20 protein-coding genes are annotated in these 25,064 nt (G+C 54.9%); 3 read left to right on the top strand and 17 right to left on the bottom strand.

What is annotated here, in order from left to right; genetic code table 11:
- The first annotated feature begins 489 nt into the window (after positions 1-489).
- Positions 490-1,500 carry a zinc metalloprotease gene (locus OSO_RS0123480; protein ID WP_157605407.1) on the top strand — a complete coding sequence of 337 codons (1,011 nt, stop codon included), beginning with the start codon at positions 490-492 and terminating at the stop codon, positions 1,498-1,500.
- Here OSO_RS0123480 and OSO_RS0123485 read toward each other — a convergent pair.
- The 7 genes from OSO_RS0123485 to OSO_RS0123520 form a co-directional block, all read right to left on the bottom strand.
- Positions 1,492-1,980: a hypothetical protein gene (locus OSO_RS0123485; RefSeq protein WP_010585527.1), complete on the bottom strand. Its 489-nt coding sequence runs from the start codon at positions 1,978-1,980 to the stop codon at positions 1,492-1,494. The genes OSO_RS0123480 and OSO_RS0123485 overlap by 9 nt on opposite strands.
- A 154-nt stretch (positions 1,981-2,134) precedes the next feature.
- Positions 2,135-2,782 carry a hypothetical protein gene (locus tag OSO_RS0123490; protein WP_010585528.1) on the bottom strand — a complete coding sequence of 216 codons (648 nt, stop codon included), beginning with the start codon at positions 2,780-2,782 and terminating at the stop codon, positions 2,135-2,137.
- Between the two features lie 72 nt (positions 2,783-2,854).
- A complete protein-coding gene (locus OSO_RS0123495; protein WP_010585529.1) occupies positions 2,855-3,745 on the bottom strand; it encodes a PDZ domain-containing protein in 891 nt (296 codons plus the stop codon).
- A gap of 420 nt (positions 3,746-4,165) precedes the next feature.
- Positions 4,166-5,698, bottom strand: coding sequence for a hypothetical protein (locus OSO_RS0123505; protein WP_157605408.1), 1,533 nt, complete (start codon positions 5,696-5,698; stop codon positions 4,166-4,168).
- A gap of 174 nt (positions 5,699-5,872) precedes the next feature.
- Complete coding sequence (locus OSO_RS0123510) at positions 5,873-6,445, bottom strand: carboxypeptidase-like regulatory domain-containing protein (RefSeq protein ID WP_010585532.1); 573 nt, start codon at positions 6,443-6,445, stop codon at positions 5,873-5,875.
- Positions 6,446-7,028: 583 nt separating this feature from the next.
- A complete protein-coding gene (locus OSO_RS0123515; protein ID WP_029247385.1) occupies positions 7,029-7,841 on the bottom strand; it encodes a YopT-type cysteine protease domain-containing protein in 813 nt (270 codons plus the stop codon).
- A 424-nt stretch (positions 7,842-8,265) separates the two neighbouring features.
- Positions 8,266-8,781: a hypothetical protein gene (locus OSO_RS0123520; protein WP_010585534.1), complete on the bottom strand. Its 516-nt coding sequence runs from the start codon at positions 8,779-8,781 to the stop codon at positions 8,266-8,268.
- Positions 8,782-9,138: 357 nt separating this feature from the next.
- On the opposite strand from OSO_RS0123520, the gene OSO_RS51750 reads away from it, so the two are divergent.
- Positions 9,139-10,836, top strand: coding sequence for an FKBP-type peptidyl-prolyl cis-trans isomerase (locus OSO_RS51750; RefSeq protein WP_010585535.1), 1,698 nt, complete (start codon positions 9,139-9,141; stop codon positions 10,834-10,836).
- A gap of 154 nt (positions 10,837-10,990) precedes the next feature.
- Here OSO_RS51750 and OSO_RS0123535 read toward each other — a convergent pair whose 3' ends face one another.
- From OSO_RS0123535 to ppk2, 6 genes are all read right to left on the bottom strand, one after another.
- A complete protein-coding gene (locus OSO_RS0123535) occupies positions 10,991-11,884 on the bottom strand; it encodes a DUF1559 domain-containing protein (RefSeq protein ID WP_029247387.1) in 894 nt (297 codons plus the stop codon).
- A 181-nt stretch (positions 11,885-12,065) separates the two neighbouring features.
- The gene (locus OSO_RS0123540; protein ID WP_157605409.1) at positions 12,066-12,482 is read right to left on the bottom strand and encodes a DUF2946 family protein; all 417 of its coding nucleotides are present in this window, start codon (positions 12,480-12,482) and stop codon (positions 12,066-12,068) included.
- A gap of 268 nt (positions 12,483-12,750) precedes the next feature.
- On the bottom strand, positions 12,751-13,197 hold the full coding sequence (locus OSO_RS0123545) for a Fur family transcriptional regulator (protein ID WP_029247388.1): 447 nt from the start codon (positions 13,195-13,197) through the stop codon (positions 12,751-12,753).
- Positions 13,198-13,405: 208 nt separating this feature from the next.
- Positions 13,406-14,062: a potassium channel family protein gene (locus OSO_RS0123550; protein ID WP_029247389.1), complete on the bottom strand. Its 657-nt coding sequence runs from the start codon at positions 14,060-14,062 to the stop codon at positions 13,406-13,408.
- Between the two features lie 36 nt (positions 14,063-14,098).
- Entirely contained in the window at positions 14,099-15,505 is a 1,407-nt protein-coding gene (locus tag OSO_RS0123555) for a TrkH family potassium uptake protein (RefSeq protein ID WP_010585540.1), read from the bottom strand.
- Between the two features lie 177 nt (positions 15,506-15,682).
- Positions 15,683-16,870, bottom strand: a complete 1,188-nt coding sequence (gene ppk2, locus OSO_RS0123565) for a polyphosphate kinase 2 (protein WP_010585541.1) — start codon at positions 16,868-16,870, stop codon at positions 15,683-15,685.
- Positions 16,871-17,407: 537 nt separating this feature from the next.
- Here ppk2 and OSO_RS52305 point away from each other — a divergent pair.
- A complete protein-coding gene (locus OSO_RS52305; protein ID WP_261340390.1) occupies positions 17,408-17,536 on the top strand; it encodes a hypothetical protein in 129 nt (42 codons plus the stop codon).
- Positions 17,537-17,697: 161 nt separating this feature from the next.
- On the opposite strand, the gene OSO_RS0123575 is transcribed toward OSO_RS52305, so the two are convergent.
- The 4 genes from OSO_RS0123575 to OSO_RS0123600 form a co-directional block, all read right to left on the bottom strand.
- Positions 17,698-17,901: a DUF4177 domain-containing protein gene (locus OSO_RS0123575; RefSeq protein ID WP_010585543.1), complete on the bottom strand. Its 204-nt coding sequence runs from the start codon at positions 17,899-17,901 to the stop codon at positions 17,698-17,700.
- A 159-nt stretch (positions 17,902-18,060) separates the two neighbouring features.
- Positions 18,061-19,209 carry a fatty acid desaturase gene (locus OSO_RS0123580; RefSeq protein ID WP_010585544.1) on the bottom strand — a complete coding sequence of 383 codons (1,149 nt, stop codon included), beginning with the start codon at positions 19,207-19,209 and terminating at the stop codon, positions 18,061-18,063.
- A gap of 1,008 nt (positions 19,210-20,217) precedes the next feature.
- Positions 20,218-21,843, bottom strand: coding sequence for a PAS domain-containing sensor histidine kinase (locus tag OSO_RS0123595; protein WP_010585546.1), 1,626 nt, complete (start codon positions 21,841-21,843; stop codon positions 20,218-20,220).
- Positions 21,840-24,578: a chemotaxis protein CheB gene (locus tag OSO_RS0123600; protein WP_202799969.1), complete on the bottom strand. Its 2,739-nt coding sequence runs from the start codon at positions 24,576-24,578 to the stop codon at positions 21,840-21,842. The genes OSO_RS0123595 and OSO_RS0123600 overlap by 4 nt, the downstream gene beginning before the upstream one ends.
- Between the last annotated feature and the right edge of the window lie 486 nt (positions 24,579-25,064).

The raw sequence follows: 25,064 nt of genomic DNA on the forward strand, positions 1-25,064 counted from the left end.
ATGGAAATCGGCAAACATCCAAACTCTGCTTGAGCGATTCCACTGTGCACCCGCAGGGTCCCGATGGCCTTCCTCAGGGAGACGACATAACTCCTTTTGCAAACGAACGGCACCGTTCGCCAGCATCATGGAAGTCCTTCAAAGACAAGAACTTCTCCACGATCGGCATGATTGGCGTTTTTCCTGGTTCGGGTTTCCTCCTCCTCTCGCGTTCCCCGCGCCTTCTCCTCGTTACCAAGCTCCCGCTTGGTAACGCTTAACGCTCCCTCCCCATAGGAATTACATGCGAGGTCCCAGACCACTTTCCAGCTCGACAGAAAGCGACACCCAAGGAGGGGTCACCAAGCGGAGCTTGGTAACGAGAAAAACGACGACGAGAAACGAGTGGATGCCCACGGAATTTACGCAACGTTTCGCGGGCACGGGTGGACAATAGATTCCAGCGGGCGAGTTCGAAATACGCCTCTTTTCAGAATGGGGGATGCGATCATGGCTGTTCCCGTCAGTTCCACTTGGGTCAGCGCCCTTTTCGCCAACGGTTCCGTCCCACGCACCACGAAGACCGATCCTAAAACGGGGTTGGCGACCGAGATGATCTGTACGGCCAGCAGTGGCGGCGGTTTCACCGTCGCGTACGATTCCAGTTTGATCCTGCATGACGGCTGTCAGAATCATACACTGACTCTGGTCCTGAAAATCAATCTGAATCCGATCCTGCCCGATATCCTTCCCACCTGGCTGCGGCTCCCGTTTTTCGACGCCGACACTCCGCCGAAAATGTTCTTGATCCGCCCCTGGGGTAAGCCGGAATGGACCAATTTCACGACGGGCTTCAAACGAGAATGCGCCAAGTGGAACGATCGTTTCTGGCTGATTCCCCCGGCAAGCTTCTCGGCGCTCGACGTCAAACAGGGCAGTCGCAGCGTCCGTCCGAATATCTACTGTCATCTGTACGTCAGCATTGTTGGAAGCGCCGCGGGTGCGCATCGCTCCATCAATGTCGTCAACCTGGATTTGCAGGACGCTAAAACGCGACTGGGTGTGACCGACGCCAATATGAATAGCGGGGCCTTCCGTTCAGACGCCGACCAGTACGATGCGCTCGACGTGAAGACACGATCACAATGGAGCCAGGACAACACCGGAGCGTGGCACGAAGCAAAAAAATACTCGACAGTGGTTCATGAAGTCGGCCATGCGTTGGGCCTGCCGCACATCGGGGTCAGTCACAACGATAATCTCTGTCAGATCGCGGTCTTTCTGGACGAGCACGTGCCCAATCCCAGTGCATTGCCCGGACTGTTCAACGGCGGCAGCAACGGCCAGGCCTGTTACGGCACCTTTGGCGTTCCCGATCGCGGCGCCAACGTCATGGGCGGCGGGACAAACTTCGACGAAACCAATGCCGCCCCCTGGGCCAGCCGACTGGCGTTGCATACCGGAACCAAACCCGAAGACTGGGCCGTCTCCCGCACGAAAGTTCAGCCGAAGCTATTGTGAGACTTCAGGCGCCGCCGGGACCTCGACAAGCGAACTCGGTTTGCGTGTCGAACGATGACTGAAGAGCAGAAAACTCGTGATGAGCAACAGGGGGATCACAATCAGCCAATACGAGATAAAGCAAATCGCGTAGTAGCGGTCTTTCGAGAGATCGCTTCCAGAACACCCAAAATGAAAGCCTGGCAAATCCAGACGCACCGGGACCGACACCTCGGACATCGGATCGGATGAGCTGGCAGGATCGATGGGATGCGACGACCACGAGCCACTCAGTGAAGGACTGTCAGAACCATAGGCCGCGGCAATCACTCCAAGTCCACACTGATCGGATCGAACATTGATGATCCATCGCTGGCCCATCGACGTGACAAGCAGGTCCGCCAGAAACAGGCTGCGAACCCAGCCGACCACAAACGCACCGGAACAAAGGAGAAACAGGATTCCCAAACGTCGCCGTCGGCTGTGGAAGAAGTTCCCCATGGGTCACTCCACTTTCGCTGAATGGATTTCCGCAAGGCGTTTCGAAGACGAAAGCGAAGGCACCAGCAGTCTGTAGAAGTAAGGGGGGACAGGTACCTCGGCATTCACAATATCATGGCGTTTTTCAATCCGGTCGGAGCCAGTCCCCGCCACTTCAACAGTCTGTTAGTGCTTTGGATTGCGAAGGCCGCGGCAACGGTTGGGAAAGCAGCAACCATCCGGCCGGTATCGTGAGCGGAACACCAATGAGCCAATATGGAACGGCAACAAACCAATTCGTCAGTTGATACGTTGGGGTCGTATCGGTGTTGGTTCCGAGCAGTATTGGCCGTAACCGTTCACAGACCGGGGACTGGCTCATTTTCCCGCGGTAAAGGGAACGCTTACCCTCGTCGATGCACTGTGAATTCCAATTGATCCGGGAAAATGTGCCTGTCCCCCTCTCTTCAGTCTGTGGACGGTTACAGAGTGGCCCGAGGTACCAATGCGACTTCTTAATTTCGGGAGAATCGAAATTCACCAACGTCCAATATGCCTCGTTGGATTCTGGCGTGGAATCGCCGGTTCGCCATCCCAACCACAACGGCCCGAGGCGGGACTCAAGTGGGATCGAATGGTGGGCCACGACGACACACAGATAGTGGTCTCTGGACACCACCATGAACGGGGTTCGGTCCTTCTGCGTCAGATACAGACATACTTCCTGCCGGATGCTGCTGACCCAACCCGCCACGCAAAGGCACGCGAGCACCAGCGTCACGAGTCCCAAGACGTTTCGCCTGCCATGGGATACGCTTGGCATGGTCGGCGTCCTGCGGCACTCAAGCGATCGTTCCCGCTGGGATCAAACGCATCGTGGACCGCGTGTCGACATTCAGGCTTTGATCAGGTCGCGCGCCATCAGGACGAACATGATTCGACGACGGTCATCATCGTCGAGCTCACGCTCTTGTTTTGTCTGTTTCCCTTCATATCGCAGGACGGCCTTTTTGGATTTCACGATCCGTCGCAGCAAGTCGGTTGGACCGCTTGTGACAGGGTAATCCATCCATTCCCAAATCATGCCCGCCGCGTGACCCCGTTCGACTTTGTGTTCGTCATTCGCGTCAAAATAATCGGAATCATCGCGGTCGACTTTAATTACGAACTTCTGAATAAACATCCAATCGCGGGCCGAGTACTGAATTCGCATCCGCATGGCGACCGTTCCATCTTTCGCCTTCACAATGTACGGCACGACGGTCGTCCCCTCGCCAAGTTCGGGCGAGTGCGAGTACTCGATGAACGTCGCACCGGACGCTTCGTCATGCGTCGACTTCATCGACTCTGCCAGATATTGCCGAGCGGTCGTCGCGGTCAGGGTCGCCGTTTCACGCTTCCAAGTGGCCACGTCGCCTTTGGGGCTGCTCAGCCGATGGTACACGATGGTCCACGGAGTTCCCTTAGGCAGCTTATCCATCACCGCACGCAATTCGTCGATCGATTTCACCGGCTTCGAATTGATCGAATTGAGAATGTCGAGCTTTTTCAATCCCCCAACCGCCGCGGGACCGCCGGCATCAATACAACGGACGACAAGTCCGAACTTGGGCAGGGACTCTTTCGTTCGTTCTTTCGCTTCGAACACGGCGTCGGCCAGCGGTTCGACCTTCGCGCCAATAAAGGGAGTGTCGAGCGCCAACATGTCTTCAGCGGCGTGAGAGCCGGTGACCGTCAAAACCGACGTCACCAGCAGAATCGGAACAAAAAGATGTGCAAGTCGCATCGACCAGTCTCCTACGATTTCGGACTTGGAAGGCGTATTCAAGTCCCTGTATCACAGCGTCTCTGGGCGGATGTCGTCAAGTGTGATTGGCCTGTCGAGACCGAGAGAAGAGCGAATAGTGAGGGTTCGATCACGGTCGGTGGGGATGGCGCTGAAATGCACATCCGGTTTACCCACCGTTGCCGCCCAAATTTCGCCTGGCTCGGCCACTTATCTGATGCAACAGGCATGTCGATCCGCGACGGGAATGACGATTCCGCAAGCCAATTTGTTGAGCTGCGGGGGCAGGGAATCGGAGCCGCAACGGGAACGACGTTCTTTTCGCTCGATTCTTTGAACCTGGGCTACCGGCGACAGCAGGGGGCCGCCACCGGGAGGTTCACACGAACAGACCACGACAGAGCCCTGGCGACGTCCGGGTTAGAACTGGACGCGAGTGGCTCGATTGGGAACGCCGCCGAAGTACCAGTTGAACAGGACTCGGAATTCACCGTCGAAGACGCGTTGACCACCATCCATGGGAAAGACGTAACCCAGCAGCAACGAGTTCGTTTGTCCCAACATGATGTTTGTTCCCACAAGCGCGTTCACCGTTCGGAATGGGTCTTGCCGCACACCGGTGTTCACCTGGGTCCCCTGGACAGAATCGGTGGACTGAAGGGTTCGATTGATATGCAGCTCTGTCAACAACGCGATTCGGGTGAGCCTCGAGGTGGGGTCTGGGGACTGGTACATCCAATAGCCAGCACCGAAGCTCGTGAACATGTACGCGGGGTCGGTGAGGATTCCGTCCTTCTGCAGGACCTGCGAATCATTCTGGGTATAAACCGAGTTTCCATTGGTGGCAAAATCGAATTGGAACAGCCCCTGTGCGAAAAAACGATCGTTGGGTGTATACACGCAGCCGAGGAATGGCAGAGCGTGCCAGGCCTGATTGTTGATCTGAGCGACGGTCGCTCCTTGAGCATCAAACAGCGTGGTGCCATTGGCGGTGGGCGCGGCTACTCCAAAGCCCGCGGACCAGGCATACTGCTCGTCCCGGTAAAGCAGACCTTTGAAGAAGGTCGTCAGATTTCCCAGTTCGTACTGGTTCGTATCATACCCCTGTCCGATTGTCGTGCCGGATCCCAGTGTCAATGCCATGGGGACCCGCACTTCAACCGAGGCGTTTCCGTTGAAGAAGGTTTTTTCAACCCCCGGCGTCAGGCGATTCACGGGAATGCCGTCCGGCGTCAGCCTCACGTTCGAGAAGTAGTTGTAACTCAAGAAGACGCGATCACGGGGCAGGGGGCTGGTATTCTCGGCGAGTTTCATGATCCCGACTGGGGTCGACGTGGCAACAGAAACACTTCCCTTGCCAGCCAGAAAACCACCTCCGTCGCCGCCGTACGCATTGCCATTGTTACAGATCACGGTACTTCCCTGACCGAAGAAGTCCCCCATGAATGCCGGAACATAGCTGGCGGCGGTCGATGCACCTTGACCAGCGGACAGCGATGTAATCGGATTCATCGCTGGCGAGGGTGGTTCGGGCGATCGAGGAAATACCGAATCCGGATCAGAAAGTCCGCTCGGGGTATCGAGCGTTGGTTGCGGATTTGTCGCAGGTGGCATGGCCCCCGGCGTAGTGCCTGGCATGCCACCCGGCACGCATTGCTGTTGGCTCAGTCCATTGGTGCCGGTCGTGCAATTTTGCGAGGACGTTCCCTCGAACGGAACGATCGAACTCGCAGGCAACAGGGCACGATCAAAGAAGTCTTCGTCGGTACTGGTTCCGCTGACTTGCACGATGGCATCGTCAACGCGCGACGTCCTTCGCGAGACTCGTACCGCCTTACGCGGCTTGGATTGCTGCGTCGCGTCGGCGATGGCATCCGACGGTCCGCCGATGAGCCCTCCAGCGATCACCCAGGGGGAAATGAACGCCATGCAGGGTTGAAGAAAGTTTCTCATCGTCATCGATCCTTCTATTTCAATTCGAGACATCTTTCCGAAGAAGAGGTCTCGGTCGTGAGTCGGATTCTCGAACTCATTCAGCCTTCTCGCGAGGTGGATCCGCCGTGTGAGTTGCAGCCGGAGTTTGATTCGCGGCCGCGGACGGATCGGCACAAGCAGGCCTGGTGTCGTTCAGGGAGACACGCAGCAATGCACGCTGTCGTCAGTGACGTCTTTGTTGCCATGGGCCGTCGCCACGGCCGTCACGGCAACCGCCACCAGTGCGGCCCCCGTCGCAACCATCAGAATTCCAGCCGGGCCAATGGAGCCGAATTGACCGCGAGCACCGTTTTCGCCAAGGACCAGAAGCCCTTGTGGTGTCGCTGTCGGAGGGGCCGTTTGTTCGGTCCAGAAACGGTAAAGCCCCTCGGTCGCGCCCGAGCGGACTTGATAGATCCCGGTCTTCATCGCGGGAATCTGGAACGCGCCATGCTGATCAGCCACCGCATGCCCGACCTCGTTCCGGCCCTGTTTGACGACAATCTTTGCGCCGATCGCGGGGTTACCGGAATGATCGACGACCCTTCCCACGAATGCCCCAGACTTTTCCAGGCGAATGTCGAGAATCGTTGTCGCGGGCAAGGTTTTGACGACGGGCTGCGCCTGCGTCGCTGGTCCGGCAAAAATTGGTGGAGGGCTACAAACGACGCCGACGGCGGCCAGCGCGACCACCGAATTCTTGAGAAGGAATAATCCTTTATTCACGCCCCGGCTCCTAAACTGACGTCAGATTGCCAATCCGCCTCGAAGAGAGACAAATGCCCCACCTGCCCACGATGCCCGGACTTTAGGAACTGCTTGTCCACTATGTCTTACAGGATCGTGATATCACAGGGCTTTCGTTCAGTGCGTTAAGATGAATCGTTAAAGTTCGCCACACTTGCGTACGTCACGACTGCCGCAAACCCGATTCAAAGGAAATCGTCCGTTCCGTCGAATACTTTCGCCCACCGCAACCCCAGGCGCGTCAGGACAGTCAGTGCACGAACCCCCGCATGCGACTCATCGATTTCGAGGTGTTTGTCCGCGGGATTTCAACGGGCTGCTGGCCGAAAAGAGCTCGTACAGCCCCCAAATTTGGAGAAATATTTTCGGTCGGCGACGGACCACTCAAACACCGAAATCGTGATTAGAGACCTTCGTTCCGGTGTGGAACCTGCAACCCGACAATCACGCCAGTCATGTGCGGGGCGGAATTCCTGCCCCGACGCGTGACTGGCGGATCAAATCAGGTTTCGACGGATGATGAAAATCGAGCATGAACGCTCAGACGGTTTTCCAACTTCGGTCAGAATTTGCCGCTGAAGTTTTTTGCACCCGCACCGACGGCGCGTGCGTAATCCCGGAGTTCGAATTTATTGGAGAGTGCCCAATCATAGAAGGACTTCGGCCAAAAATAGTCTCCAAACCATTTCGCGAAATCATCGCGTTTGGGGAAGTAGAACTCACCGAAGTTCGGGTCAAAAAAACAAACGTCCTGGCCAACGAAGGCACACATGCAATGTCCACCGACTGAACCATGAATGCCGATCATGCGATAGGTACCATCACCCAGCCCCATGTTCTTGACCATCGAGCCACTGATGAGTGCATTCCCCAACGCCTTACCCTGTCCCATTCGCGAACCTCCTCCACGATCCGCCGATGCGGTCGCCCGGTTCGCGACATTCACCTTTTGCAGTTTCCCGCCCACGGACATATTGACCTTGGACATTTTCATATCGGTTCGGCGGCGAATTCCATACTGCAGGAACCACAGATCCGAATTCTGATCCTGATCGGTGATGGCACTTCCTTTGCCTTCGAACATGGACGTCCCATAGTTGAAGTTGTACGCGACGTTCGCCAGCGCCGAAGAGTTCACTTTGCCATCGGGGCAAAGCCAGTTCCAGATCGATCCATCGTGTGCGTGGAAGACGATCCACATTTCGCTAAGAGCCTGACAGATTCCGTCTTTCGTCTTCTTGCTCTTGCCAATCATCGACGAGACGGGTTCGAGGGTCTGAGAGAAAGTATGGGTACAATGCCCTTTGTATTCTTCAGCAGACTTTTGAATTCGGTTGACAAGATAGCTCGTAATACCCATCAACATTCTCCACATGCCGAGATCGTGACAAGCACGCAACGTGGCTCAATCCAATCTCGAAGTTCCTGAAACGCGGGGATCGCCCGCAAAAGTTATCACTAACGACCGACACGTCACAAGCGAATACTCAAACCATGGACTGACATCAAGGAAAGCCGCAGTCATCACGACGCTGTCATGTTTTGCTTGGTGAAACAATACGTCGTAAACCCAATCGACGGAGGCAATTCTGCAAGCTCATCAGATCACAGGATATCGTTTGCTGAAGAATCCGACGAAGCGCTTCGTTATCGGTTCAAGAAACGAGAAAATGGAGCCTGTTCTGATACCCGGCTCGGAATTCCAAAAAACCCTGTGTACGTGAGAGATGAGGCCTATTGAGCACAATCGACCACCCATTCCGTCATTCCAGCGGACAGTCACAATGAGAACTCATTTACTAATCAAACCACTTTCCATGGAACGGCAGCCAACTGCGGTGGACCTCGATCCATTCACGAAGACGGCTGGCTGTAACGACCAAATGCGGAGCGGATTTGTCTTGAAACGTCATCAAGACTCGGAAACCCCATGTTCGAATTGTCCCATACTCATGATAGAACGTTGGGCCATCACCAAGATGATAAGTGATCCGCAGCCGCGCGTGAGGCTGACCGCGAAAAGAACTTCGAAACGCCTGTCCCGATGCGACCGTCTGACCACCGACGAGTACCGGCAACGCGGACACCGGCTCGTCGTCACTCACCTGAGTCAAGACGCTTTCAATCGTCACGGGAACATCAAGATGATTCGTGATCGTCAATTGATTATTGGTCTGTTGGTATAGAATGAGTCCCAGCGCGCAGACGGCCACTGCCCCCGCTGACCAACAGCCCCTGCGAATGAATTTTGCCGACTTTGCAACATTCGACATCGGTACCGCCTGTAAGACCATCTTTTCCTTAAGGATGTACATAGTGCGAAGAATCCTAGCGTATCCGATACAACGCAATCACTTCAGCAGCTTGTAGAAGTCAGGGGGACAGGAACCTTGGCATTCACGATGTCATGGCACTTTTTAATCTGGCCCGAGCCAGTCCCCGTTACTTCAACAGGCGATTCGGCAGACAACTCTTTGCAACTTCTGCGACGGCCAATGCAGGACGGACAGATTCAAAGGCAATTCCAATCATTTCATGCAATGTTCTGCGTTCATCTCCGATTATTTAAGTTGCTTGGACCATCCCAAGTCGGTTACGCTCTGGCGAACATTCTTGAATGGGGTTGCGGATGATTTCGCACCTGCCATCACTCTATAGCTTGAGACCAGACAATGCTGCGGAATTGGAATCAGCGAGTTGCTGCGTGGTTGCTCGGATCACGAAATCGTCAGCCTCGTCGACGGATGGAATCGATCCACTCAACGGCAGGCTCACGCAGCGGTGCGGTGGTTTCCCAAGTGGAGCTTCTCGAATCGCGACGGCTCCTGACCAATCTCGTCGCCGTCCAAGTGAATGGCAATTCGATTGATCTGACCGACGTCACTCGCGGCCGTCAGTCGACGGGCGACAACTTCAGTATCACCTATACGGGGACGCAAGTTGTATTGACCGGTCAGAACGGCACATCGTTCCAAGTTGGTAACCAGACGCTGACAACATATACCGCAACTATCACTGGCCCGGCGGCAATCTCCATGCGATTGAACCGGAATGCCAACACGGTCACCGTGACGGGCGACGGCACGGCCGCCCTGTCATCGCTGAATATCAATCTGGGTATTGGCAGACAGGACAACTCGTTAACACTGACAAAGGTCATCGCCGATTCGGTTCGCATCAGCGGCGGACGACACAACGACACGGTGAAGCTCGACCAGTCGACTGTGAACTCCAATCTCGATGTCCACCTGGGATTCTCGTCAGGGGATACGCTTGACCTCGAATCCACGACGGTCAAAGGGAACGTCACGGATCGAGTCGGTCAGTTGATCGTCAATCAATCAACGATCAACGGCAACCTGCGCGACCTCGAAGCAGGAAGGAACAACACCTTCACGTCGACGGGGTCAACGTATGGCGGTTCGGTCATGGTCAGAATGGGTCGCGACGGCACGATCAACTCAAAAGATTCGACATTCAGCGGTTCGGTCTCATTCGATATGCGACGTGACGGCGTCATCAATCTGCTCACGTCCACCGATGGCCCCAATGACTTCAAGGGTGCAGTCTCGATCAGGGGTATGCGGCGCGGCGAGACTGTCGTGAATCAGTGGCAGGGTTCTGTTTCGTCAACTTCGACGACCCCAACATACAAACACGCACATGTCGTCATGTCGAGCACGACAATCGCAACGCCGACCGTCACCTCTCAATCTGCGGCGACAACAACGCCAATCATTAAGGGGACATACGATTCCACGGATGGACCGATTCTGAAGGTCACCGTCAATGGCAAGACGTATACGCTGGGAACCGATGCCCAACTGACGTCGCCTTCCGCCGGAAACTGGTCATTGAATCTGGCGACTGCTCCGCTGACCGCTCAGACGACAACGGTGACCGTCACCAGTTCCGACTCGCGTGGTAACTCTGCGACCGGGACCGGTACGATCACCAGCGAACAGGCCATCATCAGCAAATACTTGACCAACAATAGTTTGACGTCGACGAAAACCGCGTCGGGTCTGAACTATGTCATCACGACCCAGGGAACCGGTGCGGTGCCGACAGCCGGGAAAAGTGTCAGCGTGGACTACACTGGGTACGTCCTGAATTCGGATGGAACCAAGGGAACAACGTTCGATTCCAGCACCGACCCGCAGTTCGGCCATGTAGAACCTTACACATTCACACTTGGCGCGGGCTCGGTCATCAAAGGGTGGGACGAAGCATTTGCCTTGCTGAAGGTCGGGACAGTGGCCCAACTCATCATTCCGTCGGCATTGGGCTACGGGACGACGGGTTCAGGCGCAAAAATCCCCCCGAACAGCGTTTTGATCTTCGACGTAAAACTGGTTTCCTCGACCTGATCGATGTGAAAGACCCGCGTCGCCCCCCAAGCCGCAACGCGCCTCCTGAACGCGATGGCCATCGCTACGTTGACACCGGGATCACATCGACCGGATATCTGTTACGTCCAGAGATTGGTCTCAGGACGTAACAGGACATCGAAGCGGGCTTTGATTAGAATTCGCCGACAAGATCCCCTGCAGCGCGCGTGGCCAGGTGTTGATACACGCCAAGATCGATGTTTGTGCTGACAAAGCGAACGGCGCCGTCGCCCATCACAAAGTTTGCCCCGCCAACGTGGTAGCTGCTGAAGTCGTCGATATGATTCGCGGGGCTGTTTGGCGTGTGATCGCACGTGCCCAGAATCCGCACGATGGCGTCGTCACCGTTGGCGACCACACCGGCCCAGGTCGACGTCCAGTTAAATCCGACATCGCGGCGAGTTTTGTGTTCTCCGACCACGATGCTGTTACTGAGTCCATCGGTGAAATCACGAAATTGAATGCGACTGTTCTGAAAAAACGCGCCCTCACCCATGCAGGGGCTATTCGGAAGGCCCACGCAATCGTCGATGTCGCTGGTACCGAACACGCCAACGTAATTGCCGACGGGCAATTTGACGAGATCGGTTCCACCCGCATCCTGGATTGTCCAGGTGGTTCCTGGCGCCACATCGGAAGGGCACCGAAAGGCGGCAAGAGGTGTTAAGCGTGTTGTCTCGTTGGTTGTGGATTCCATTTTCAGGTTGAAGTTCAACTGATTGAACAGCGGACCTTGATCGAGCTGAGGCAGGATTCGCGATGCCCAACCCCAGCCATTTATTCCATAAATATCGGACGCTCCATTCGTAATTCCCACCCAACCGGGCGGCAACGAATTCGAAATGTCATGATAATTGTGTAGTGCCAAACCGATTTGCTTGAGATTGTTCCGGCACTGGGTTCTGCGTGCCGCTTCTCGCGCCTGCTGGACGGCAGGAAGTAAAAGGGCGATGAGAACGGCAATGATGGCAATGACCACCAAGAGCTCGATCAACGTAAATCCACGAACCGATTTTGGGCGCAACATGACACAGTCCTTCAGACAAGGCGAATGATAAATCGATAAATGCGCAGGCGAACGAGCGATCTTGTGGCGCAATGATGCGGCCGCAATCGACGTCATGATGCCGCGACGAAGCAAGAGAGGCGCAGCTAGCGTTGCCAGAAACGAATGGGCAGCGCGCTGGCGCAAAAAAGAATAGACGCAATCAGACCAATGGTGGTCCGCGCGATACAGGGTCGATCAACGCCCCCAGCGATGGCTGGATCACGAACACGGGTGGAGTCTGTTCGCGACTCTCACGCGTGGGCAGAACAGGCGGAATCTCGATCTGCGCAAACGATTGCGTCAGAACATGACAAACGGGACAACTATCGTCATCGTGCGGAGCCATCGGCACCTGCGACGACTGTTGATCGGACCGCGTCGCAGTCGAAGCGGGCTTGCAGTGAACATGGTGATGGCAATGACAATGTTCAACACGCGAGGCTCGGTCGTGATCACCGGCGTGGGCGGCGGGCAGTTGATGCGCGACCAAATGGTGCCACGGCGCCACAATCAGGTTGACCCAAATGTGGGCCACCATGGCGACTAGAGCAACCAGATGTGTCAGACGGCCAAACACAACATCATTCCCGAGGCAGATCAATCCGATTGAATTTCGACAAGTGGCGCAACCGTTCGGACTCAACATGTTAATGAGCACCGCCCGCAGGCTTGTTGGCCTGCTTCTTGCGAGTTCATCGACGTGTCAATTCAGGTTGGAAACTCCACGAGATCCTGACTGAACCTACGCGTAATGCAATCGAAGTGCAAGAACAAATTTATGCAAAAAAAGGAATTTCGACGATTTCCGCGCAGCATGAATTTTCGTGCGGCAGTTCACACAACAATCAGCCGCATGCGACGCAGCGCCCACGCATCATAATCTCGGTCACTTTTCCCACGGGGGCTAACTCTTTCTTCGCCGAATGAGGCAAATCCAGGTCATGTAGACAGATGATTCGACCGCAATCGATACAGACGAAGTGCGGATGTGGAACGTCCGTATGCGCTGGATTCCGAAGCTCAAATCGCCAGACACGGTCACCCAACTCGGAACGTGTCACGAGCCCCACGTCCGAAAGGTCGTTCAGGTTTCGGAAGACGGTTGCCTTATCAAAACCGAGGGGAACGAGATCCAACGCAATTTCCGCATGGGTGGCGGGTGCTTTTGAACGTTGCAACCAGCGCAGCACCGCCGTCCTTGCGGCCGTCGTCCGCAGGCCAACGTCCGACAGCAGTTGCCGCAATTGAGCAACCGCTTCGATCTCGCCAGACTCTGCCTGTTTCTTTTTCATGAATGCTCGATCCATCCCTTAAATCGACGCGGTAACTGCCCAATCATACAAGGCCAGGCAAATGTGAGGCAATTCGCACAACGGGTGGTTCCGTCCAGAAAGGCCCGAGCCCCTACTCCAGCACGGCCATTCCGGTTACGTGATCGAGACGTCCATTCGCAAGTCCACACTACAGAGTGACGTGAAGCCTGCGGGTGAGTTACGCCCGTTACGACTGCCGGGCCGCGCGTGCCAGGAACTCGTCCTGCCCCGCGACCAGCAACGTCTCGGATTCCTTGAGTCGTGCGTCGGGATCAAGGGCCGACGTGATTTCATCCGTCAGCATATCATGGAGGGCAATCACTGAAATGGAGTATCGTTTGCGAAGCTCCAGTTCGCGCAGCGACTTGCCAATCCATTCGTCGCGGACGGCCATTTCCTGAATACTGAACCCCGTTCCCAGGCGGACATAGTTGAGCACGGCCAAACCCGACAAGCGCGAGGCGAGTGCCAGTGCCGAGTCACGTTCTGGAAAGACGGTTTCCGTCACCCCCATGCGTTCCATCACGCGAGCATGATCGCGCGAGATGACTTTGGCGTACACATCTTTGACATCGAGATCGCGCAGCGCCATCGCGGCCAGAATACTGGCGGTAATATCGTCGCCGGTACTGACGATGCCGACGTCGGCGCCTTTCGCCCCGATGCGTTTGAGCGATTCCTGATCTTTTCCATCGGCAACCGCCGCCCGCGTCACCACCGCCGCGACACGATCGACAGCATCTGGACGAGGATCGACGGCGATCACTTCATGCCCTTGACCATAGAGCGCTTCGGCAATGCTGCTGCCGAAGTTTCCCAAGCCCACCACCACAAACCTTTTCATTTCATTCCTATCTCTGGCGCACGCTGCCGTAAAGCATCATCCGACCATGACATCTTCGTATGCGTAGCGAAAACGTGCCATCGTTTTCGCCGGGCGGGCGAGGATTGCCGCAGCACTGAGCGGCCCAACGCGACCGACAAACATCAATGTAATGATAATTCCCTTGCCCGCCGAAGACAGGTTGGCCGTGATGCCTGTTGAAACACCGACCGTATTGAACGCGCTGACCGCTTCGAACATCCGATCGAGAAAACCTCCCGTTTCCGTTCCGCGTTCCGTCACCGCCAGAAACAGAATTCCGACTGTGACAGTGGTAAACGAAATGACGCTCAGGCCAACGGCTCGATCAATCGTATCTTTGGGAAGCGAGCGTCCAAAAATATGAATTGGATCGTCCCCCTTCATCCGCGACCAGGCGAGCAAGCCCAGCAACGCGAAGGTCGTCGTTTTAATCCCCCCCGCGGTCGACCCGGGCGAACCCCCGATCGTCATCAGCAGGATGGTTAAGAAATTGGTGCTGTCTGAAGCCTTTGCATAGTCGATGGAATTGAACCCCGCCGTTCGCGCCGTGACGCTCATAAAGAGTGCATTGGCCAGACGGTCCCCGGTCGGCAGATCTTTCAAAGTTTGATTCCACTCCAGGATCGCGCAGGCGGCCGCGCCACCGAAAACCAGGATCGTGGTTGTGATCAGTACCAGCCGCGAGTTGATCGATACGCGGAACTTCTGTTTATGCCAGTGAGGTTGAACAAATGGGGCGAGCTCTTCGAGCGTCAAGAAACCAAGACCGCCTGCCACGATCAAGGCCGAAATCACAATCAGTGTTGCGGGAGATTCCTGATAGCCAATCAACGAATCCGAGAATGTCGAAAAACCCGCATTGCAGAAGGCACTGATCGAATGGAATACGGCCGGCCAGATCGCTCCACGCCAACCCAGACGAGGGACCCAGATCAGATACAGCAGCGCGGCACCGGCCGCTTCGATATAGATCGTAAAGCGAACGACATCGAACACCAGTTGTCGCGGTTCGAGAGATGTGGCGGCACTCGCAGAGGCACTCGCCAGCGACTCGTGCCGCAACGAAAGTCGCTTGCCCAGGATCACCATGACAAGACTGGTAAAGGCGATGACCCCCAGCCCGCCCAACTGAATCAGCAAGAGCACATAAGCCTGACCGAGCGGCGTAAAACGAGTGGCTGTGTCGACCACAATCAACCCGGTCACGCAGACCGCGCTTGTCGTCGTAAAAAGCGATTCTTCCCAGGTCAGAGGCGCGCCAGTGTAGAGTCCGGGCAGGCACTTGAAGCCGATCGTGCCAAATGCAACGAGCAGCGCAAAGGAGCCCACGAACAATTGAGGTGGCGTCAATCGCTTCCACCAGGGAAGGCGTCCGACGGTAAAATCCCATTTCCGGACGACGGACTGTTTCTGACCGATCATGATGACGGGATGAGTTCTTCTACCCGGAAGGCGTGGGTGGGAGTTCTTTCTGAATCCGAAAGCACTTCATGGTATCGGCGATCCGCAGCGTTCGCATCCACACCGCCATTTTTGTTTTTCCGGGGCGTGCGATACGGACGATTCGAAGACGGCAATCCATCGCGTGTCAACAACCGTTTACATCACCGGGACGCCCGCCGGATTCTCACCCCGCTCGTAGACGATATTGGCCCTGCCGACGAGCAATGCATCAAGCGGGCCGATCGCTTTGATGTCTTTGTTCGTGTACGGCAAGCGGTGAAGCACATATCGCATTGCATTAAGACGAGCCCGCTTCTTGCAATCGGACTTCAGCACGGTCCACGGCGCATCCGCCGTGTCCGTACTGAAAAACATGGCTTCTTTCGCTCGTGTGTAGTCATTCCATTTATCAATCGATGACAGATCGACCGGAGACAGTTTCCATTGTTTTAACGGATGGGCCTTTCGTTCTTCGAATCGTCGTCGCTGCTCAGACTGGCTGACCGAGAACCAGAACTTGACCAGATGCACGCCGCTACGAACCAGATTCCGTTCGAATTCGGGCGCCTGGCGAATAAATTCGGAGTATTCCTCATTTGTGCAATACCCCATGACTCGCTCGACGCCCGCGCGGTTGTACCAAGATCGATCGAACATCACGATTTCGCCGGCGGTCGGAAGATGCTGCACATAGCGCTGGAAGTACCATTGTCCCCGTTCGACGTCACTGGGCTTTTCGAGAGCGACAACGCGGGCACCGCGAGGATTGAGATGTTCCATAAACCGCTTAATGGTTCCTCCCTTGCCGGCCGCATCGCGGCCCTCAAACAAGATCACAACCTTCTGTTTTGCGGACTTGACCCAGGCCTGAAACTTCAGCAGTTCGACCTGAAGATGATACTTCTGGGTTTCATAACTTTTCCGCGACAGCAGGTTCTTGTAGGGATACCCGCCGTCTCGCCAGTCTTCAGCCAACTCTGCGTCGGGATTCACGTCCTTGCTGGACTCGGGAACGGCGACCTGCTGCATCACTTGTCGCAACAATGCCGCGTCATCGGGAGATGCTCCTTCCACAATCGCTTGCAAGGAGCGGGCCAGTGAGGCAGCGTCATGCGGGATCGTGATGTCGACAACGTCTTTGACGGCTTCGACCAGCGCGTCTTGCGCGGCGTTGACCGATTCCCCTGCCTCGAACTTGGCGATATCGGATGCCCGGAGTTCGGGGACGGTGTCCCCTTTTTTGACGGTTCGCGGTTTACGACCATTTCTTGCCGCAGCTGACTTCGACGATGCGGGCGGTTTGGACGTCGTATCGTCCGGAGGTCGTGATGAATTTCTGACCATGAATCTGCAAATCCCAAAATATTCGAAGTGCCTTACGGCGCAGTTGCCCGAAGACCACACGTGGAAAGTTGATTAAGCGGGGCTGACTCCGCATCGATTTAAAAACGCAATGACATCATGAACACGATTGTGGCCGTCCTTGATTTCAAGAGGCGGCTACCGCAATGACGTTTCGATGGGCGGCGTGATTACAGATACTGGAACGTCGTAATCGAAGTGGGCGGTCACGTTCCAAACGACGGATTGCCATCCGCAATTATGGGCATTCCCACAACCCCAGGGCAATCCATAATCGAGTGATTCGACATTTGAAGGCTCCTACTCGCACACCAGACGGTCGACGTTGCGATAAGCGAACCGTTAAACGTACGCACCGCGAAACCTCGAAAATCGAGAGAAAGCGATACAAGCCTAATTGATGGCTCGGGTTTTTCGGAACTCTGCGCAATCCGAAGCCAATCTGGCGAGCGCGATCAAATCGGTCATATTTTCGAAATAGGGTTCAGTGATTCCTTCGGGCCACGGGGAACACGAACGATGCGCGACACAATTCTCGAAAAAGCCATTCCTTGCGCCGTCGTTGCGCTGATTGCCTACTTTGTAACGACACCGCCAGACACGATGCGCCGGACGATCGGCCGAATCATGCTTCACGTCTGGGGATGACCGCCGCGCCACATCTCGACGGCAAGGGACGGGCGCATTTTCCCGGGTCATCGGAACCCACATCGTTTCGACCAAAGCAATCCTTCACGTTGCCGTGGGGACATGAGCCATCCCCGGCCTGAGATCTCCCTGGCATCAATCGACGGTTACTCTGCCAAGGATTACCTTGGTCTTTTCATGACCGCAATCAGGAATTTCGCGCCCCCTCGGACTTTTTCGATGGGGCAGACGGAAACGAGTTCCCACCCCTGTTCGCCATGTTGATTGAGTTTGACCTGAAAGCCGCTCGAATCAAAATCGGTTCCGGTGGTGTAGCCGAACTCTGTCTGCAGCTTCAGCGTCTGATATTCCCATTGCGTGGACATGACCCAATTCCGTTCGTGAATTTTCTGGTGACAGGCCGACGGCGTCTGCCGTTGTTGCCTGCAATCCGTCAATCGGCAGCAGACTTAGAACGTGGAAACAGCCGTCGCGGATCACACAAACGTAAGGCGAATCCCGCGAGACGTCGATGAATCCCGCACTTAGAGGCGATCAACCCCGCTCGGAACGAGATCGCACGCGACAACACTGCTCGCGATCTTGACGTGGTCCTTGCAAGACGGCGCCAACGACGAGCCCGCAATGTACTGCCTTGCTGTTGTTGGTTTTCCTGCAAAGTCGAGCCAGCGATGCTGTTCGTAGTCGTAAAGCTTGCAGCAACTGAGTGTCTTCCAGAGGACGAGCGGATTCCAGGCGATGATTTTGACGGTCTGGGGATAGGCGTCCTCCAAAGCGTTTTGGCTTTCGGGAAGGCGGTACAGCGGAATCAACGGGTCAACATGGTGGGCAGAATGTTCAAGAATGTTCAACAGAATGACATCGCAGAAGCGTGGAAACTGAATGTGCGTGGTTCCCCGGACCTGGCCTTGAAAATAGGTCCATTCCTCACGTTGATCGAACCAGGGAATTTCTGGATGCGTATGATGTTGAAAGGTGACGAATCCCATCAACGAAAAGAAGACGGCATACGGAGCCACAATCGCAAAGATCGTAAACAACACCGGCGATGGTCGATTGGTGACACTCGCCATCAAGTACATTCCGGCGCACTGCCCGATCAGAAAGACGGTGACGAGCAAACGATCTCGTTGAAACTCATGTTGGTTCGCTGGACCGTGAGCCCGCCCAGGAAAGATCTGATATTTGCACCAGACTTCTACGAAATAGAACAGCCCCAACCCAGCCGTCGTCCGCGTGCGATATACGCGTTCCATCAACCGCCTGATGAGCGGCAGCCGTCGGAATTCGTCGAAGGACCACGGCGCGTAACCAGGATCTTCGTGCTTGAGATTCGTCCAAACATGATGCATCCCATTGTGATTTCTTTTCCATGTCGAGAAGGGGTGCAATGCCGGTAGAAATGCTAAGGTCGCAATGATTCGATTCAGGCGACGAGAGGGAACCAAACTTCCATGACAAGCATCGTGGCCGACGATAAACAATGTCGAGATGGCGAATCCACTCACAATTGATGCAAAAACTGACAGCCAAATGGGCGCCAGAGCAACCGTCAGGACGCAAATCATCCACGCGCAGAGACACACGGTAAACAAGACGACACCCACCATGGTACTGCGTTGGCGGCGATCATCCGGAAGGGTATGGAGAATCGCTTTGGCATGTGGGTCCATACTTCACTCGCTTGGTTATCAGCTTATTGAAATCAGGGGGCAAGCATCTTCGTGTTCACCTGGTCGTGGCGTTTTCGAATCTGTACCGATTCGAATCTGTATGTTTTCAAATCCGTATTGAGCTAGTCCCGTGATTTCAGCAGGCTGTGATCGTGATTGGCAGTGAAAGATTGGCCCGATCATTCCATTGAGACATCCATTCGTTGATTGCATCGTCGCGATCCCGACTTTCGACCGGATTGCGTGTCACCGTTAACGGTCGGAAGACAGCGGGACAGACAGATTTTCCCGGTTAAACTGGAATTTACAGGGCATCGACTCAAGTAATCCTTCCCTTGACCGCGGGAGAATGAACCAGTCCCCGGCCTGTGAACGGTTTCGGAATGCGTCAACACACGACGATCAGTGCATTCCCCGTTCCGTAACCCGACATCCGAACTTTTTGAGTCCGCCAATTCAGAGTTACCATCACAACATTGACTCGCCGGAGTAAACGTTCGCAGCTCGAAGAGAGGGGGCAGGCATATATTCCCGATTAAATTAAATTCCACACTGCATCGACTAGGTAAGCCTTCTCTTGACCGCATGAAAATGAGTCAGTCCCCGGCCTATGAACGACTACCTTGTGGGACAACCATCTTGTCCTGACATGACAGATTCCCGAGCTTTGCCCACAGGCCCGCTGGCCTCGCGATAAGCGCATCGGCGCAATTCAGGTTCGAAGATCCACAAGGCGAATTCGAAACGACGATCCTGACGGCATGTCGCGAACGAACACTTGATGGCTCGCCTTTCCTAACGCGAGCCGGGAATACCAAACCATCCCAGGATTCTGGAAAACGAACTGTATACCTGTTCCCTGATTTTGCAGGGAGGTCAGTTTCGGGAGGGAGAACCCGATGACGTCATCGACTTGCTTCAACAGGACGCCGTCTCACTGTGAGACCACGAACAAGGGGCAACTCAACGTTCAGTCTCTCTGCCAGACGAGGTCGGCAATCCGTGTGGTCAATCTTGCGGAAGGAACGGGAACCAGGCATAGATTTTCGTTCCGGCACCGGGTGCGGAGGTCACTTTCAGGTCACCTCCTGCCAGTCGTGCACGCTCTGACATATTGATCAGGCCCAGGCTGCCCCCCACAGCGGCACGCTCAAATGCCGCATCGACATCGAACCCGCGTCCATCATCGCTGATTGTCAGCACCAGTTGATTGGCATCGCGTCGCAATTCGACTTCCGCACGCGCCATATTGGCATGGCGAATGGCATTGGTGATCGCTTCTTGCGTGATTCGAAAGCAGACAAACCCCAGTTCTTTCGGAATGTCGATTTCGGTGTCTCCCACCGCCAGATGAATCTCGATTCCCGTCAGTTCCCCCTGGTGCCTTAGATACCAGTGTAACGCGGCGACAAGCCCCAACTCTTTGAGATGCGGTGGCTGCAACCGGAGCGACAGATCGCGAACCCTGCCGATCCCCTGATCGATCAAGGAGATATTCTCATCGAGTCGTCCACGAATCTCGTCATCGACGAGGGACTGCGTCCTTCGCAGGTTCATTCTCATCACTGTCAACAACTGTCCAATTTCATCATGCAGCTCGCGCGACAACGCCTGCAATTCGGTCTCACGTGTTGTCAAAAGCTGTCGTGAGAGCTGTTCCATGCGAAGTTGACTGGCCGCTAGCGCCTTTTCGATCCGCTTGCGATCAGTAATGTCCGTGAATGTCACGGCCACCGTCCTGGGTAGCGATTGATGATTCAGCGGAACGGAATTGACGGAGATCCAAACCAAGTCTCCATTCGGCTTATCAAATCCCATAACGACTTGACTCTGGGCGATTCCATCACGCATCGTGACTGCGGCGGGAAATTCATCGTTAGGAAACACGGTCCCGTCTTCATGGACGGCTCGCCACTGTGGGTCCACCATCAGACGTCCCATCAACTGCGTATGAGTCAGTCCCAGAATTCGCCATGCGCTCTGATTGCATAGCACGACCCCCTCATCGGGAGTCTCGAGCGTGAACCCCTCCTGGAGCGCCTCGATCACGGCACGAAAGCGTTGATCGCTCTCACGCAAAGCCGATTGCGCCTGTGACTGTTCCGTGATCTCGATCAGCGCGGCGCGGCATTCCTGTGCATCGGGCGTGCGAGTCGCCCGGATTTGTACAATCCTTACGGCACCTGATTTTTGCTTGAGACACACGTCGAAGGTCTGCGGACAATCCTCGTCAAAAATGCTCATGAACTTCGTTTTGAATGCCCTGCGATCCATATCCAGCACGAACGAAGCCAGCTTTCGCCCAACCATTTGTGCACGTTCAGTTTCAATGAGCTCCGCCGCCGCCAGGTTCGCTTGTTTGATGACGCCATCCACGCCCAAGGTGACATAACCAATCGGGGCGAAGTCATAGAGGTCAGTCATCTGCGCGGTCAGTTTTTCCAACTGCAATCGCGATTCGCGCAGTTCCTCATTCTGCATTTCCAGTTCAATCTGGTGAACCTGTAGTTCGTGCAGCAATCGTTCAGTCTCTTCGCCCGAGCGAAGCGAATTGGCGTGCGGCGTCTCATTGGGAAGACGCAATTCTGCTCGGCGACGCAGGTCGGCCCCCTCCGGTCGCGGCTCCAGGGTCATGGTTGATTCTTTTTGTTCGTGTTGAGGTCTGCCTTAAGAACAGAAAGTTCAATCGATTGATCGGTTAGCTTCTTATTGAGGACAACTTGTGCCTGTTGAATCAGCAGTTCCAATGTTTTGGCCGTTTCAAGCTCTATTGTTTGTCCTGAACAGCGATCTTGCAATGCTGCCAGTGTTTGACGCAATGTCATTTCGAGTTTTTTCGAATCACTGATATCGACAAATGTGACCACGACTCCATCGATTCGATTGTCATGTGCGCGATAAGGCATGATGCGCACCGTGAACCAGCGGCCATCGTTTGTCGTGGCTTGACATTCATGAAAGCAAAGAGTCCGCAGCACATCGTTGACATCCTGGGCCATCGTTGGATAGTCCAGAACCGAGACCAAATCGGTAATCGAACGGCCCGCATCACTCGGAATCAATTTAATGATACGCGTCGTTTGATTTGTGAATCGCCGAACCTTGAGATTGTTATCCAAAAACAGAATGGCAATTTCGGTATTGTTCAGCAAATTCTTCATGTCATCGCTAGCTTCCGACAATTCGTCGACTTTGGCCTGCAACTCCTGATTCAGAGTTTGCAGTTCTTCGTTCATCGACTGCATCTCTTCTTTCGATGTGGTCAGTTCTTCATTGGTACTTTGAAGCTCTTCATTCGTCGACTGCAGTTCTTCATTCGCAGATTTCAGTTCCTCCTGAGACGTCTGCATTTCCTCGTGCGCGGCCTGCAACTCGCTTCGAGCTTGCTGCACTTCCTCCGTGAGCTCGGCAATTCGATCGGCATAAGCCCAGACTTGCTCGACTTGACTGCCTGGTTGATCACGGATGACGCCATCGATGTCGGCAAAGAGCACCAAAAACAATTCCCTGAGTTCCGATGGCTGCATCACCGGCTGAACGGTGATCTTGACCGATTGCTCTCGGCCGTCTGCTTCCAAGAGCACGTCGCTCATGGTGACGGGGATTTTCTCTCGAACCGATTTGGCAAATGCCGCGTGCAACGCCCCTCCCAGTCGTTTACGTACCATCGCAAAGATACTGAGGTTCGCCTTTCCCGCGGCGGGTTCAAGATACTTCCCCACCTTTCCGCCAAAGTACGTAATGTCACCCGATGCCGTCGTCAGCACGGCGGGCGAACAATAGCTGCTGAGCATCAACGAGTCCGCCAACGTCTGTAGATTTGTGACCGGCGCGGGTGCGTTGGACGTCGCGACCGACGTAGTCCGAACACGACCGAACGTGGAAGGAAGTTCGACGCGACTGGTGCGCATCAAATCGTCAAGTCGACGATAGATTCGCGTTTTTCCAGCGTGGGAATCGAACAGGTCGGGACACTGCGCCACCGTTTCCGAATTTCCCAGGACCAGGATTCCACGCGGATTGAGACAGTAGTGAAAGAGCTGAAGCAGCTCCTTTTGCAATTTGGGCTCAAGATAGATCAGAACATTGCGGCAAATCACCAGATCGAGCCTGGTAAACGGAGGGTCCATCGTCATGTTCTGTGGCGCAAAGATGACCATTTCGCGAATATCACCGCGGATTCGATAGCCGCGATCATCGCGTTCAAAAAACTTTTGAAGACGTTCCTCGGATACATGCGCCACGATATTGTCCGGGAAAATCCCCGCGCGGGCCCTGTCAATTGCGTCTTTGTCCAGATCGGTTGCAAAGATTTGCAGCGTCAATGGAACAGGGGGGCTCGCGGCGTCGAGAACCTCATAAAAAATCATTGCCAGCGTGTAAGCCTCTTCCCCTGTCGAACATCCCGCGGTCCAGGCACGGATTTGTCCTCCTTGAGGTTGTCCTGCCACGAGAGCGGGCAAGATCTCCTCCTTGAGTTGTTCCCACATTGGCGGATCGCGAAAGAAACTCGTGACTCCAATTAGAAGTTCTTTAAAGAGCAGGGTGACTTCTTGAGGATTATTGCGCAGGTATCGGACATAATCGTTGATTCCGATCAATTGATGCAGGCCCATCCGCCGCTCGATTCGGCGATAGATCGTCGTTTTCTTATACTGTGAAAAGTCCTGACCCGTTTGCTCGCGCAGCAAGACGATCACCTTATCCAACCCCACTCGATCCGCATCGCGGACACTCAGATCAGCAGAGTTCCTGGAGCCAGGCAGGTGCCGAAGAACGGCGACGAGTTTCGGACCGAGTTCTTCGGCCGCAGCGATAACGTCACAGAACCCGGCATCAATCGCACTGCGAGGCATGCTATCGAACTTGGCTGACCCGGGGGCCTGTGCAAAGACCGTCCCACCCATTTCCTTGATCGCTCGCAGTCCAAGCGTGCCATCCGACCCCATACCGGAAAGGATCACGCCAACACTACGCTCCTTTTGATCCTGGGCGAGTGAACGAAAGAAGAAGTCGATTGGCAGCCTTAGTCCGCGACGCTCGGCCGGCTCAAGCAGGTGCAGCCTGCCACTGAAAATCGACAGATCTCGATTGGGAGGGATCACATAAATGTGATCTTTTTCGACCCGCATCTGATCCTCGATTTCGACCACCGGCATCGGCGTGGACCGCTGAATCAATTGGACAAGCGCCGCCTTGTGAGTCGGATCAAGATGCTGAACCACAACGAACGCGAAGCCCGAGGCGACTGGAACGCTCTTGAAAAATAGCTCTAATGCCTCAAGTCCCCCTGCCGAGGCGCCAATTCCGACAATGGTGGAACCATCCACTTGTGGAGGAGCCGCGATCGATGAGGTATCAGCAGTCACTTCATTGCTGTTAGTGGATAATTCGGACAGTGGATCATCGGAGCGGTTGGGAGTGTTCGTGGTACTAACCCTTCGTGGCGGAACACCGATCGCGTCATCTAGCCGCCTGTTAAAGTAAGGGGAATAGGCACATCGGTATTTACGATGTCATGGCGTTTTTTAATCTGGTCGGAGCCAGTCCCCGTCACTTCAACAGGCTGCTAGCGCAACAGGTACTTCGGAATCGAAACTTGGCAAGTGATCAATGATTTTGTCCGAATAGGCACCTCGAATGTACACGCACGCTTGGCAATCCGTAATATGTCCGGGGAAATCGCGAGCGAATTTCGTCTTTCGCTCGTTTCGTCGAGTTTCGAACACGTGAACTTGCCTATCGCCTTACCGATTTTCATCGTCTCTCACAGCAAATTTCGCTGCTGACCGATCTATCAAGGAACGATTGCAATCCATGTTGCTTACCCATTTTCAACGCAATTTGCTTGTTCA

This window comes from Schlesneria paludicola DSM 18645, assembly GCF_000255655.1.
Taxonomy (GTDB): Bacteria; Planctomycetota; Planctomycetia; order Planctomycetales; family Planctomycetaceae; genus Schlesneria; species Schlesneria paludicola.